Origin of the sequence: Cognatishimia coralii, assembly GCF_037478305.1 — a bacterium.
GTDB lineage: Bacteria > Pseudomonadota > Alphaproteobacteria > Rhodobacterales > Rhodobacteraceae > Cognatishimia > Cognatishimia coralii.
Genome location: NZ_JBBGAZ010000016.1, coordinates 1 through 13222, shown reverse-complemented (window position 1 = coordinate 13222; position 13222 = coordinate 1). Strand labels below are relative to the sequence as shown.

Genomic DNA, 13222 nt, shown 5'->3' with positions numbered 1-13222 from the left:
ATCGAAAATGAAACGCTTTGCATTGATCGGTGCCGCTGGCTACATCGCTCCTAGGCATATGGGTGCTATCCGCTCCACACAAAACGACCTTGTCGCAGCCTTGGACCCCAATGACTCCGTAGGCATTATTGATAGCCATTTTCCGGAGGCAGACTTTTTTACCGAGTTTGAACGTTTTGATCGTCATCTCGACAAACTGCGTCGGAATGGGAACGGCGTAGACTATGTTTCGATCTGTTCGCCTAATTATCTCCATGATAGCCATATGCGCTTTGCACTGCGTTCGGGCGCCGATGCTATTTGTGAGAAGCCACTGGTTTTGAATCCCTGGAACATCGATGGCCTTACGGAGATCGAAAAAGATACAGGGCGCAAAGTGAACACGATTTTGCAGTTGCGTGTACACCCCGCGATAACAGAATTGCGTGAACGCATTCTACGTGAACCCAAAGACAAAAAACATGAAGTCGATCTGACCTACATCACTTCTCGTGGTCACTGGTATCTTCAGAGTTGGAAAGGCGCCGAAAAAAAATCCGGGGGTATTGCAACGAATATCGGCGTGCATTTCTTTGATATGCTGCATTTCATCTTTGGCGAACTGCAGGAAAACAAAGTTCACTTAGCCGAAGACACACGAGCCGCGGGTTATCTTGAGTATGAACACGCGCGTGTGCGTTGGTTCCTATCAATAGATATTAATGATGTCCCTAGCTCCGTTCGCGCTGCAGGTCAGCGCACCTTCCGATCAATCACTGTAGATGGTCACGAGATCGAATTCTCCGGAGGGTTCACGGATCTCCATACCCGCAGCTATGAGGAAATACTCGCAGGCCGTGGTTTTGGTCTCGAAGAAAATCGCGTCGCAATCGAAACAGTTTCGCACATCCGTAATGCCGAAGCCCGCTCAGGTGGTGAGCAACATCCATTTGTTTCCAAGGCGAAAAAATGAGCTACCAAGTTCATTCAAGCGCAATCGTCGATGACGGGGCAGAGATCGGCGACGGAAGCCGTGTCTGGCATTTCGTGCATGTGTGTGCCGGTGCTCAGATAGGTAAAGGTGTGTCCCTTGGCCAGAATGTGTTCGTTGGGAACAAGGTCGTAATTGGCGATAAATGTAAGGTTCAAAACAACGTGTCTGTCTACGATAATGTCACCTTGGAAGCAGGGGTGTTCTGTGGCCCTTCCATGACATTTACCAACGTTTATAATCCCCGCTCTTTGATCGAACGCAAAAGCGAATACCGAGATACTTTGGTCAAAACCGGAGCCACGCTCGGAGCAAATTGCACAATCGTTTGCGGAGTTACGATTGGGGCGCATTCTTTTGTGGGTGCGGGTGCCGTCATTAATCGGGATGTTCCCGATTTCGCGCTAATGGTTGGTGTTCCCGCGCGACATGTCGGATGGATGAGTGCCCATGGGGAACAACTCGACTTGCCGTTGACGGGAAATGGAATTGCTACTTGCCAACATACCGGGAAGCGCTACAGGCTTGTCGATGGTGTTGTTAGTTTGGAGGGTGAAGAATGATCCCTATAATTGACTTGGCACATCAGCAATCGCGAGTGAAGCCGCTGGTCGATGCTGGTATCGCCAAGGTTTTGGCGCACGGAAAGTATATTCTGGGTCCCGAAGTCGCTGAATTGGAGGAGGCGCTGGCGGATTTTGTCTCGGTGCCCCATTGTATTACGGTGGCCAATGGTACCGATGCACTGCAGATAGCTCTGATGGCTTTGGGCGTGGGTCCGGGCGACGAAGTTATCACGCCCTCTTTTTCCTACATTGCTACTGCCGAAGCCGTGTCTCTCTTGGGAGCTTCGCCTGTATTCGTAGATATTGATCCAGCTACCCAGCTTATAGAGCCAAGCCATTTAGAAGCTGCGATTACCTCCCGTACAAAGGCAATCATCCCTGTTTCACTTTTCGGGCAAACTCCTAACTTCGCCGCAATAAATTCCGTTGCTTCGCAGCATGGAATATCGGTAATCGAAGATGGCGCGCAAAGCTTTGGGGCCACCTATGACGGAGCACGATCCTGCGGACTTTCTACGATCGGCTGCACCAGCTTTTTTCCATCTAAACCTTTGGGTTGCTACGGCGATGGTGGTGCGATTTTTACTCGCGATGACGAACTTGCAAAGGTCTTGCGCCAAATCGCGCGTCATGGCCAGGATCGCCGTTATCACCACATAAGACTGGGTGTGAATTCTCGTTTGGATTCGATCCAGGCTGCCATCTTGTTGGCTAAACTCACAATTTTGGAAGATGAAATTTCTGAACGCAATGAAGTGGCAAACCGCTATACGTCTGCGTTTGAAGCTTCTGGTCGTGTTACGTCCCCCACTCTCCTAGAGAGCAATACCAGTGCATGGGCACAGTATACCGTCCGAGTTTCTGAACGCGACACGGTGCAAGCAATTTTGAAGGATGCAGGTATTTCAACCGCGGTTCATTATCCGCTACCGCTTTCTTCTCAACCCGCTGTTGCGCAACCTGCAAACGTGCCTGAAAGTGATAAAGCGGCTCGCGAAGTCTTGAGTTTGCCCATTTCTGGCACGCTTTCAGCAAACGATCAAACCTACATTATCGATACGTTGTTGGCCGCCGTTGGCCAGCACAACCCTTAACGGAGTCCTCGAATGGATATTAAAGGAAAAAAATTGATGGTCATCGGCGGCGCTGGCTTAATTGGCTCGCACACTGTCGATAAACTGTTGAACGAGGATGTGGGCGAGATCATTGTCTATGACAATTTTGCTCGAGGCCGCGAAGAAAACTTGGCTAAGGCTCTCAAAGACCCTCGCGTATCTATCCACGACGTGGGTGGTGATATTCTTCAAGCCGATATTTTGAATGCAGCGATGAAAGATCGCGGAATTGACGGTGTTTTCCATTTCGCGGCATTGTGGCTCCTACAATGCCACGAATTCCCTCGCTCAGCGTTTAACACCAACGTTGCTGGTACGTTTAATGTTATGGAAGCCTGCGTAGCGAATGACATTAAACGGTTGGTGTGGTCGTCGTCCGCTTCAGTTTATGGTGATGCCGTGACAGAACCGATGGAAGAGGACCATCCATTCAACAACAAGAACTTCTACGGCGCTACCAAGATCTGTGGCGAGGCAATGCTTCGAGCGTTCTACCACCGCTATGGATTGGAATACATTGGGTTGCGTTACATGAACGTCTATGGCCCACGCCAAGATTATCATGGCGCTTATATTGCCGTAATTATGAAGATGCTGGATGCCATTGATCGGGGCGAAGCGCCAACGATCATGGGCGATGGCTCAGAGGCATTTGATTTTGTTGCAGTGGAAGACTGCGCAATGGCAAATGTTTGTGGCATGAAAGCTGACGCATCAGACGAGTTCTATAACGTAGGCACAGGCAAGCGGACCTCATTGAAGGAGCTGGCTGAGAAATTGCTTAATTTGACTGGCTGCAACAAAGAGATTCAATATGCGCCACGTAGCCAAGCAACGCTTGTGAAAAACCGTATTGGTAGTCCGACTAAAGCAAGTGCTGAGATTTCTTTCACCGCGGGCATCGACCTTGATGAAGGATTGCGCCGTTTGATTGAATGGCGTGATGAGCACAAAGCTGAGGTCCTTGCTCGTCAGAAAGCAGTGGGATTGGTATAATGACTGAGCAGATGGTAGTCCCCATTGCGCGGACGTCTCTTGAACCTCATGAAGTTCAGTCGGTGCTCGGCCCGCTGGAAAGCGGTTGGTTGGTGCAAGGTCCTAATGTAAAGAGTTTTGAAGACAAATGGAGCGCTTTTACCGGCGCACCATACTCTTTGGCGGTCACCTCATGCACGACTGGAATGCATCTTGCAGTAGCTGCTTTAGGGCTTTCACCTGGCGATGAGGTTATAGTTCCAGCTTTCACCTGGATTGCAACGGCAAATGTGATTGAACATCAAGGTGCAAAGCCTGTTTTCTGTGACATCGACCCTCTCACTTTTAACATCGACATGGCTCATGCCGCGACGTTGGTAACAGAACGAACCGTTGGGATAATGCCAGTGCACCTTTTTGGTCTCTCGGCAGATATGACGGCTGTCATGGCATTGGCGGAAAAGCATGGGCTTTGGGTTGTTGAGGACGCTGCGTGCGGTTTTGGTGCGACGTTTGATGGGCAGCATGTTGGGCATTTTGGGAACGCCGGTGCGTTCAGTTTTCATCCACGCAAAGCGATCACCACAGGCGAAGGCGGTATGGTGACAACTGCGGATGAAGCGCTCTCCACGAAGATCCAACAATTGCGCGATCATGGTGCGGTGATGTCTGATTTGCAACGACATCTGGGGCCTAAACCTTACTTGCTCGCTGACCATATTCACGCTGGATACAATCAGAGAATGACTGACATCCAAGGGGCTCTGGGCTCTGCGCAAATGGATAGGGCTTCTGCAATCATTGAGGAAAGGCGCGCAATTGCAGCCGAATTTGATGAAGCATTTTCAAATTTAGACAGTTTGCGTACTCCGCACACCGATGAGCGCTATGGCCACGGCTACCAAAGCTACCCATGCATGGTGACGCTGGAAGGTTCAGTTGAATCCATTAACGCCGCACGCAATGCGTGGATGGAAACACTGCAAACGAAGGGCGTTTCAACCAGACCCGCCACTCATGCAGTGCATATGTTGAGTTTTTATTCTGAGAAGTACAATCTGAAGTCTGAGGATTTTCCCAATGCCCGTGCCGCGAATGATTGTTCGATCTCTTTGCCTTTGTTCCACGGAATGACAGAAGCGGAAAAAACCCATGTGATCAAAACCGTCCTTGAGACGGCACCAACCTGATACCTAGGATCTAGTTTCATGTGCGGTATTGCCGGAATATTGAATTATGGAGGTGCGCCGGTCGCACCTCCAGTACTAAAGGCTATGACTGATGCTATTGAGCACAGGGGGCCAGATGGCGAGGGTCATTGGATCGAAGAAGGGATTGGTCTGGGGCATCGCAGGCTAGCCATCATCGACTTGTCGCCTCTTGGCCATCAGCCCATGCTGAGCCACGATAATCGTTATGTATTAAGCTATAACGGCGAAATTTACAATTTTCGAGAGTTACGTACTGAGCTCGAGGCAATGGGCTATCCCTTCCGATCACAATCAGACAGCGAGGTGCTGCTCACCGCCTGGGGAGCTTGGGGAGTCGGCGCTCTTGAGCGATTGAACGGTATGTTTGCCTTTGCAATTTGGGACAGACGAGAGAAAACGCTCACACTTGCCCGTGACCGTTACGGGATTAAACCGCTGTACATAGCGCAAAGTGCGTCCGGAATTACATTTGCTTCTGAACAAAAAGGCATCCTCGCAAGATCTGGCGTGCCTGTACAAATCGATCGCGAAGCTTTGCTAGAATATTTCACGTTCCAGAACCTTCTAACAGAGCGCACTTTGATCAAAGGCATCACGTTACTGCCTGCTGGTCACTACGCCGTTGTGGATTCTCGCGACGACAAACCTAAGCTTGTTACTACTCAATATTGGGATTTTAACTTTACAAACCCAACTGAGAAAGCTGATCGTCAGGAATACATCGAAGAGCTAGAAAGACTTTTTGAGCAGGCGGTCAACCGTCAGCTGGTCACTGATGTGGAGTTGGGCTGCTATCTTTCTGGGGGTATGGATTCTGGGTCTATTACTGCAATAGCATCGCATTCCTTCAAAGATCTAAAGACCTTCACATGCGGTTTTGACCTGTCGTCTGCCTCGGGGATTGAACTCGCTTTTGATGAAAGGACCGCAGCAGAAGCAATGTCAGCAAAGTTCCGCACCGAGCACTACGAAATGGTGCTCAAAGCCGGCGACATGGAACGCTGCCTACCCCGACTTGCTCACCATCTCGAAGAGCCGAGGGTTGGACAATCTTACCCTAACTTCTATGCTGCACAGCTAGCTTCTAAATTTGTGAAAGTTGTCATGTCTGGGGCTGGGGGCGATGAGCTTTTTGGTGGCTATCCATGGCGATATTACCGTGCTGTTGTTTGCAATGATTTCGACGATTACGTGGATCAGTACTACTCATTCTGGCAAAGGCTTGCAGACAATAAAGACCTGAAGCGCATGTTTGCCCCCATCAAAAATGATGTTTCAGGAGTCTGGACACGCGACATTTTCCGAGACGTCCTAAAGTCACAGCAACACGTACCCGAAACCCCTGAAGATTACATAAATCAGTCGCTGTACTTTGAAGCGAAGACCTTCTTGCATGGTCTCTTTGTAGTCGAAGACAAACTGTCGATGGCGCACTCGCTTGAAACTCGTGTTCCCTTTATGGACAATGATCTGGTCGACTTTGCAATGCGCTGCCCAGTGGACTTGAAGCTTAACAATTTGGCGAACGTTGTCCGCATAAATGAAAATGAACAGGGGGATAAGCGCGCTAAGTACTTTAGAAAAACCAGTGATGGAAAACAAATTCTCCGAGATATGATGGGTAAGTTCATACCCAACGACATCACTAAGGCGGCAAAGCAGGGCTTCTCTTCACCAGACGCAAGCTGGTTCAAAGGTGAAAGCATCGATTTTGTACGTGAACGCCTACTCAGCAAGCGCGCGCCAATCTATGATCTTTTGGACTACAACGCGACAACGGATCTGGTACAGCAACACCTCAATGGACAACAAAATCGGCGTCTTTTGATTTGGTCACTATTGAATGTAAATGAATGGTTGGAGCAGGTGGCGTGAAGATCTCCCTTTCATCTCTCCGTTTGTTTCTCGAAGAACAGAAGGCTTTACTAAAAGTAAAGTACAATCGCACCCTGCCCTTCGGTGACTATATATCAGACCGTTGGGAAAAAGCCTCAAAGCTTGGTTTTGGTGCCGGAACGAGCATTTACGACAGCGCACATGTTTTTGGCGATGTGCATGTTGGGGAAAACACATGGATTGGGCCCTTCACGGTTTTGGACGGTACAGGTGGCGGCCTCAGTATCGGTAGCTACTGCTCTATCTCAGCAGGGGTGCAGATTTATACACATGATACTGTCGACTGGGCGACTTCTGGTGGTAAGGCCGAGCCAACATATGCACGCACAACGATAAAAGATAACTGCTATATAGGACCCAATGCAATTATCGCGAAAGGAGTCACGCTAGGCGAAGGTTCAGTAGTTGGCGCCCAAAGCTTTGTTAATCAAAGCTTCCCGGCGAACTCGCGAATTGTAGGTTCACCAGCAAGATTGTTGCCCAGTAAAAAATAAGAAAGAAGTGCGAATGCCAATAGGTTATGATCTAGATCCTGCAAGACGCGTATGCACACGTTGCATTTATGACGAACGAGTTTCGGCCATTTCGTTCGACGATGCAGGTGTTTGCAACTATTGTCAGCAATTGGACGGGCTGGTCGATCAGTACGGCACTGGTCGCCCAGAGGGCGAAGAAGAATTCGGGCGCATACTGGACACGATCAAGGCGGCCGGTCGCAACAAAAAATATGATTGTATCATCGGTGTTTCTGGAGGCACGGATAGTTCCTATATGGTCCATCAGGCCGTTCACGAGTGGGGCTTACGTCCGCTTGCCGTCCATTACGACAATACGTGGAACTCAGCGATTGCTACACAGAACATTGCACGGGTATTGCTGCCACTTGATGTCGATCTTTACACTCATGTTGTGAATAATGAAGAAGCCGACGACATATTCCGTTCCTTCTTCCGCGCGTCTGTTGCTGAGATTGAGGCGTCAACTGATCTCGCTCTCGCTGAAGTAATGTATCGGGCTGCGAGAAAATATGGCGTTAAGTATGTTTTAGAAGGGCATTCGTTCGTTACTGAAGGCATTACCCCCGTCGGGCGCAACTATTTCGATGGAAAGTACATCGCTTCTATACACAAGAAGTTTGGCACGCAGCCGATCAAGTCCTACCCGTTGATGGATTTCAAACGTTTTCTGTATTGGACTACGGTTGCACGTATACGGAAAATAAGACCGTATTGGTACCTTGACTATAATAAGGAGGACGCCCGTAGCCTGTTGGAAAGGGAATACGATTGGCAATATTACGGTGGTCATCACTTAGAAAACCGGATGACGGCGTTTTTCCACTCTGTATATGCACCTCAGAAATTCAATACTGATTTTCGCAACAACACACTTTCTGCTTTGGTTCGAAACGGCCAGTTAAGCCGTGAAGCCGCATGGGCCGAGTATAATTCCGCGCCTCATGTAGAAAACGAGTTGGTTGAATACTTCCAAAAGCGTCTAGGGCTTTCGCAAAACGAGTATGCCTCAATTATGGCTGAACCCGCAAAATCGTGGTACGAATATCCCACCTATAAGAAGCGCTTTGAGCGCATGCGCCCACTGTTTAAGGTGTTGGCAGATGCAAATTTGGTTCCGCGCTCCTTTTATCTAAAGTATTGCTTCCCCACAAAAATCGAAGGCTGAATATGTCCTCCTCCAATTTGGTCACCATCATCGATTACGGCATGGGCAACATTGGCTCGCTCATCAACATGTTTAAAAGGATTGGCGTACTAAGCGAGGTCGCCTCGGACGTCCGCTCAATCAAGAAAGCAAAGAAGGTTCTTTTACCTGGGGTTGGCGCATTTGGTCCGGCAATGGATAGAATTGACGAACTGGATCTTCGCGAGATTCTCCGAGAAAAAGCACTCAGTGAGAAAGTTCCTTTTATGGGTATCTGCCTTGGGATGCAGCTGCTTACGCGCTCAAGCGAAGAAAGCGACAGCGCGCGGGGGCTTGATCTAATTCCTGCTGAAACCGTCCGATTTCCGCGCCAAAAGGAGTTGAGAGTTCCACATATGGGATGGAACGAAGTGAGCATCGTCAAACCGACCGCTCTAACGAATGATCTACCTCCGGAACCGAGATTTTATTTCGTCCATTCATATTTTGTACGTGCCGATGACGCAGATGACGTAATTCTACGTTGCCGGTATGGCGACGATTTCGACGCCGCAGTCAATCGCGGCAATATTTTTGGGGCGCAGTTTCACCCAGAAAAGAGCCACAAGTTTGGTATGGCACTTCTGCGCAGTTTCGCGGAGATCTAATGTTACGAACACGGATAATCCCAGCTCTTTTACTGCATGGCAAAAGCCTAGTGAAAACCGAACGGTTCGGAAATTACCAATACATCGGTGATCCCGCGAACACCGTGCGGATTTTTAATGAGCTGGAAGTAGATGAGCTCTGCTTTCTGGACATTAAAAGTGCAAGAACCAGATCTGCTCCTGCTTTTGAAGTTTTACGAGACATTGCTACCGAGTGTTTCATGCCCCTTAGTTACGGTGGCGGTATCGACAGCTTGGAAACCGCCAAACGCATTTTTGATACTGGGTTTGAAAAAGTCATCCTAAATACAGCAGCCTATTCGAACCCGGAATTAGTCTCACAGATCGCGCACGTGTATGGTTCTCAGGCCGTGGTGGTGTCCGTTGATGTGAAGCACTCCTTATTTGGAAATGCGTTCCTTACGTCAAATGGCGGTCGAGTGCGCCAAAAGGGAACTGCGAAATCCTGGTGCCAAGAAATGGAACAGCGCGGCGCTGGAGAGATTCTTTTAACGTCCGTTGAGCGCGAAGGAACATGGAGTGGATTTGATTTAGATCTTATCGCTAGCGTGTCTGACGCTGTGAATATTCCTGTCATCGCACATGGCGGGGCATCTAAACTCTCTGATCTAACAGATGCAGTCTGTCAGGCAGGAGCTTCAGCTGTTGCTGTGGGCTCTATGGTGGTGTTTCAGAAAAAAGGTATGGGTGTTCTGGTCAATTTCCCATCCCCCAGCGTCGTCGAAAACCTATTTCCTGAACTACCCGGAACAGCTTAATTATGCACTTCACTTTTGAGTATATTGAGGCCGAATACCGCACGCTTCTTGACATGGGTTACCAATTCGTAACCTGCCAGGACGCGTTTGATCAATTTCGCGCAACGGGTCAGGTTAACGGCGGCAAGTTAACAGTGATAAATCGGGTAGATGTGGATTTTTCCCTGCAACGCGCCGCTCGATTGGCCGCGATCTACAACTCACTAGGGATAAAAGCGACATTCTTTGTTCGACTTCACGCCAAGGAATACAACCCTTTCGATTTTGAAAACTTCCGACATTTGCGCGCCATTCAAAAAGCAGGGCATGAAGTCGGTTATCACTCTGAAATCGTCGACCAAGCAGCAATCTGGAACGAAGATGCTTCAACAGCTTTAATCCGCGATCTTGCTATTATGGAAACGATGTTGGGAGAACCTGTGCGCGGAGCGGCAAGCCATGGTGGGCTGACCGGTCTCAACAATCTGGATTTCTGGGCCGATCACAAAGCTGAAGAATTTGGTTTAAATTACGAGGCCTATCAAGACGGTGTCATGGAAGCTTCGCGCTATATTTCCGATAGCGAATGGGTGCGTTGGAAAGCATATGAAAACGGAGTACGCCTTGACGAAGATCAACGTAGCCCGACCCAACACGCGATAGATGACCGAAGCCCCCTGATTTATCTTCTGGTTCATCCCGACACTTACTTTGATAGGCACATTTATGAAAACTGATTTAGAAACCTTGTCACAAGCCATGTCGGCAAATGGCTGGCATATGGCTTCTGATGCCTTTTCAGCGCTTACGGAATTGGACCACGAAGGACTTTACGAAGAGCTCGCCAAGCAGGGGCGTGATCTAGAAGGGTTCAAATCTCGATTGCGCTATCTGGGAATGACCGGTCTCGATAAGGTGCTCGACTTTGGGTGTGGCTTTGGGCAGTGGTCCCTAGCTCTAGGGGATCTAAATTCGAGTGTTTTCGGTGTGGATAAAGCTGCAAGGCGGCTTGATATAGCCAAGCTGCTCTCATCAAAGACAGAGACCAGCGGAACGGTCGAATTTGGAGAAACACTTGAAGACGTTGGTCTCAGACGCGGCGGTGCTGACGGCGAGCTTGATGCAATTTTTTGCTATAGCGTTTTCATGTTTGTCCCGGGCGACTTTTTCATGTCAGAATTCGCTCGCCTGTTGCGTCCAGGTGGAAAACTGTATGTCATGGTGGACTTACCTGGTTGGCACATGCAACGCCTGACCCGAAGCCTAAATGCTTTACCAGGCATCAGCTATATGGCCGCGAACACCTTAATAGGTCGTGATCGAAACATCGTCTACACACGCCGCAGTCTGGAAAAACGTGTCAAAAAGCACGGGTTCAATATAGTCGATTCCGGTACAGATTATTCAACTTCATTTAAACCAGTGGCTGAAAGAGAACCGCAAGTTGATGCCCTTCGATTACCACAGACATTCATGGGCTTGCCAATGTTACATGAAGTCTGTGCTACAAAGAAGTAACCTGAAATGCGTGTTCTCAGTACTGCACTAGTAGAAAGCATCGTCCAATCTGGCTCAATGATGGCTGCGCGTTTGAGCTTAATTGCTGCCACTTTCGTTATTGGGTACTTTCAGCCGCTTATCGAAGTCACACAATTTGATTTGTTCGCTATTGCTGCAACGTTCGTGGCTTTAGGACTGGGTCTAGGCATGGACTCTGGCCTAAGCCTAATTGCCACTGAAAAAAAGCCAAGTGAGCGAAATCTAATGCTCTGGGTAGCACTCGGTTTTCCTGCTTGCGCGGTCTCCGTTTTAGGTTTGATTTTGTGGTTAGCCCATTTTTGGCTTGAACCTATTTTTCTAACTTGGGAACAGTGGGCGCTCGCGATCACACTTGGCTATTTCCAAGCCAATCTAACCATCGCTTACTCTTTTGATCGATTTTGTGGTTCAGCAATAAAAATCTCCCTCAAGATTTTATTCTTCAACCTTTTGGGTTTCGCCGGAGGCTCCATACTTTTGGCTCAAGGCGGTCAGGCAATTGATTTTATGATAACTTTTACAATTGCCCTTGGACTAGGAAACTTGTGGGTAATCCCCGGCCATCTACGCCGTAATACAGTGCCGCGCCAGGAACGATTGAAAGCAACAAACACCTTTAAAAATTTGATTGGGTTTTCTGTCTGGTACCTCATGAGCAGTCTAACTCTGCTCATGCGGAGACCGATTGAACGTTTCGCAATCCTCTCAGTCAGCTCGCCGGAAATGCTAGGCGGCTACATCATCATTTCACGATTGGCCGAATTAGTTGGTTTAGTAGGCACGGTGTTATCAGCAGGTTTCATGCCGATCATTTTACGCCGCTTTGATGACGCAGAAGATGTGGGCAAAGCGCTAGCGCGCAATTTGTTGAATGGTTATTTTGCGCTTTCGGTCCTGCTGTTATCGGGAGGACTGCTGATGTGGCCCTTATATCTCGAGCAAATACCTTTTCCCGCCGAGTTCCCCACCATGCCGGTCATGTTTGTGCTGATCGCAGCCAACATCTTTATCGGTGCCGCGTCGCTTTCCGGTCAGGGTTTCATTTTGTCGCGAAAAGGCCATTGGGTGGGGATCGCAGGGTTGATCCTCATGACCACGTTTGCTGCTTTTACAATTTTTTTCTTGTTGTTAGGGATCAAAATTTGGTCAGCACCACTGGGTCTCTTGAGCGCCTCAGCAATATACATCCTTCTTGTCGTACAAGGATCCGAGCGTATCGCTCCAATTAACTATACGACGTTAAGGCAAATTGGTTGGATGACGGCCTTGGTGGCAGTCGCCTTCGTTCTTGGACAATATTCAAGCTAAAAGTAAGAAGTGCATATGAAAATCGGCATTCTTGGAAATATGAATAATAACTCTAATAACCTCGCGCAATATCTGCGCGCGGAAGGTGCAGATGCTCATTTGTTGTTCTATGAAAACGAAGCTACGCACTTCACTCCTGATGCGGATGAAGTCACTCAACCAGATTATCCTCAAAGAACCATAAACTGGGGCAGCTATAAGAACTTCATGAACCCAGCCAAAGGTCAGCAGGTGCGAGACGACATAGCCCCATATGATTTGTTGATCGGTACGCGCCTCGCACCAGCCTATCTGGCTCGGTTCACAGATAGAAAACTTGATGGCTTCATGCCGACAGGTGGTGACATTTGGACTGTTCCTCATTTTTCAGGTTTTGCGCCGAAAAACTTGTTAAAATGGGCTTTTGTTTCGCGAGCGCAGCGTAAGGGCATTCGGGAAAGCCGTCGAATTTTCATGGATAAGACCAATCAAATTGTTGAAGATTTAGTTACCCCCCTTTTTGATGCCAACCGCAGGGTCGAAACAGGCGTACCTGCAATTTACGCCCCTTCTTATCAGGGCAATCATTGGGAAAA

The 13222-nt window shown here is 48.7% G+C and carries 14 protein-coding genes; all 14 read left to right on the top strand.

What is annotated here, in order from left to right:
• The first annotated feature begins 7 nt into the window (after window positions 1-7).
• The gene (locus tag WG622_RS17515; RefSeq protein WP_339404698.1) at window positions 8-952 is read left to right on the top strand and encodes a Gfo/Idh/MocA family oxidoreductase; all 945 of its coding nucleotides are present in this window, start codon (window positions 8-10) and stop codon (window positions 950-952) included.
• A complete protein-coding gene (locus tag WG622_RS17510) occupies window positions 949-1533 on the top strand; it encodes an acyltransferase (protein WP_339404697.1) in 585 nt (194 codons plus the stop codon). The genes WG622_RS17515 and WG622_RS17510 overlap by 4 nt, the downstream gene beginning before the upstream one ends.
• Window positions 1530-2630: a DegT/DnrJ/EryC1/StrS family aminotransferase gene (locus WG622_RS17505; RefSeq protein WP_339404696.1), complete on the top strand. Its 1101-nt coding sequence runs from the start codon at window positions 1530-1532 to the stop codon at window positions 2628-2630. Before WG622_RS17510 ends, WG622_RS17505 begins: the two co-directional genes overlap by 4 nt.
• A 12-nt stretch (window positions 2631-2642) precedes the next feature.
• The gene (locus WG622_RS17500) at window positions 2643-3647 is read left to right on the top strand and encodes an NAD-dependent epimerase/dehydratase family protein (protein ID WP_339404695.1); all 1005 of its coding nucleotides are present in this window, start codon (window positions 2643-2645) and stop codon (window positions 3645-3647) included.
• Window positions 3647-4816: a DegT/DnrJ/EryC1/StrS family aminotransferase gene (locus WG622_RS17495; RefSeq protein ID WP_339404694.1), complete on the top strand. Its 1170-nt coding sequence runs from the start codon at window positions 3647-3649 to the stop codon at window positions 4814-4816. Before WG622_RS17500 ends, WG622_RS17495 begins: the two co-directional genes overlap by 1 nt.
• A gap of 18 nt (window positions 4817-4834) precedes the next feature.
• A complete protein-coding gene (gene asnB, locus WG622_RS17490) occupies window positions 4835-6712 on the top strand; it encodes an asparagine synthase (glutamine-hydrolyzing) (RefSeq protein ID WP_339404693.1) in 1878 nt (625 codons plus the stop codon).
• Entirely contained in the window at window positions 6709-7227 is a 519-nt protein-coding gene (locus WG622_RS17485) for an acyltransferase (protein WP_339404692.1), read from the top strand. The genes asnB and WG622_RS17485 overlap by 4 nt, the downstream gene beginning before the upstream one ends.
• Before the next feature lie 13 nt (window positions 7228-7240).
• Window positions 7241-8416 carry an N-acetyl sugar amidotransferase gene (locus WG622_RS17480; protein WP_339404691.1) on the top strand — a complete coding sequence of 392 codons (1176 nt, stop codon included), beginning with the start codon at window positions 7241-7243 and terminating at the stop codon, window positions 8414-8416.
• A 2-nt stretch (window positions 8417-8418) separates the two neighbouring features.
• A complete protein-coding gene (hisH, locus tag WG622_RS17475; protein WP_339404690.1) occupies window positions 8419-9042 on the top strand; it encodes an imidazole glycerol phosphate synthase subunit HisH in 624 nt (207 codons plus the stop codon).
• Window positions 9042-9821 carry an AglZ/HisF2 family acetamidino modification protein gene (locus WG622_RS17470; protein ID WP_339404689.1) on the top strand — a complete coding sequence of 260 codons (780 nt, stop codon included), beginning with the start codon at window positions 9042-9044 and terminating at the stop codon, window positions 9819-9821. The genes hisH and WG622_RS17470 overlap by 1 nt, the downstream gene beginning before the upstream one ends.
• A gap of 2 nt (window positions 9822-9823) precedes the next feature.
• Window positions 9824-10537, top strand: a complete 714-nt coding sequence (locus tag WG622_RS17465) for a polysaccharide deacetylase family protein (protein WP_339404688.1) — start codon at window positions 9824-9826, stop codon at window positions 10535-10537.
• Window positions 10527-11318: a class I SAM-dependent methyltransferase gene (locus WG622_RS17460; protein ID WP_339404687.1), complete on the top strand. Its 792-nt coding sequence runs from the start codon at window positions 10527-10529 to the stop codon at window positions 11316-11318. Before WG622_RS17465 ends, WG622_RS17460 begins: the two co-directional genes overlap by 11 nt.
• A 6-nt stretch (window positions 11319-11324) precedes the next feature.
• The gene (locus WG622_RS17455; protein ID WP_339404686.1) at window positions 11325-12647 is read left to right on the top strand and encodes a polysaccharide biosynthesis protein; all 1323 of its coding nucleotides are present in this window, start codon (window positions 11325-11327) and stop codon (window positions 12645-12647) included.
• 15 nt (window positions 12648-12662) lie between these two features.
• The coding region (locus tag WG622_RS17450) for a hypothetical protein (RefSeq protein WP_339404685.1) at window positions 12663-13222 on the top strand (560 nt) is incomplete at its 3' end.

Bases quoted from the DNA above. Each gene is read 5' to 3' on its own strand.
- WG622_RS17515 (WP_339404698.1), top strand. From the start codon at position 8: ATGAAACGCTTTGCATTGATCGGTGCCGCTGGCTACATCGCTCCTAGG.
- WG622_RS17510 (WP_339404697.1), top strand. From the start codon at position 949: ATGAGCTACCAAGTTCATTCAAGCGCAATCGTCGATGACGGGGCAGAG.
- WG622_RS17505 (WP_339404696.1), top strand. From the start codon at position 1,530: ATGATCCCTATAATTGACTTGGCACATCAGCAATCGCGAGTGAAGCCG.
- WG622_RS17500 (WP_339404695.1), top strand. From the start codon at position 2,643: ATGGATATTAAAGGAAAAAAATTGATGGTCATCGGCGGCGCTGGCTTA.
- WG622_RS17495 (WP_339404694.1), top strand. From the start codon at position 3,647: ATGACTGAGCAGATGGTAGTCCCCATTGCGCGGACGTCTCTTGAACCT.
- asnB (WP_339404693.1), top strand. From the start codon at position 4,835: ATGTGCGGTATTGCCGGAATATTGAATTATGGAGGTGCGCCGGTCGCA.
- WG622_RS17480 (WP_339404691.1), top strand. From the start codon at position 7,241: ATGCCAATAGGTTATGATCTAGATCCTGCAAGACGCGTATGCACACGT.
- hisH (WP_339404690.1), top strand. From the start codon at position 8,419: ATGTCCTCCTCCAATTTGGTCACCATCATCGATTACGGCATGGGCAAC.
- WG622_RS17470 (WP_339404689.1), top strand. From the start codon at position 9,042: ATGTTACGAACACGGATAATCCCAGCTCTTTTACTGCATGGCAAAAGC.
- WG622_RS17465 (WP_339404688.1), top strand. From the start codon at position 9,824: ATGCACTTCACTTTTGAGTATATTGAGGCCGAATACCGCACGCTTCTT.
- WG622_RS17460 (WP_339404687.1), top strand. From the start codon at position 10,527: ATGAAAACTGATTTAGAAACCTTGTCACAAGCCATGTCGGCAAATGGC.
- WG622_RS17455 (WP_339404686.1), top strand. From the start codon at position 11,325: ATGCGTGTTCTCAGTACTGCACTAGTAGAAAGCATCGTCCAATCTGGC.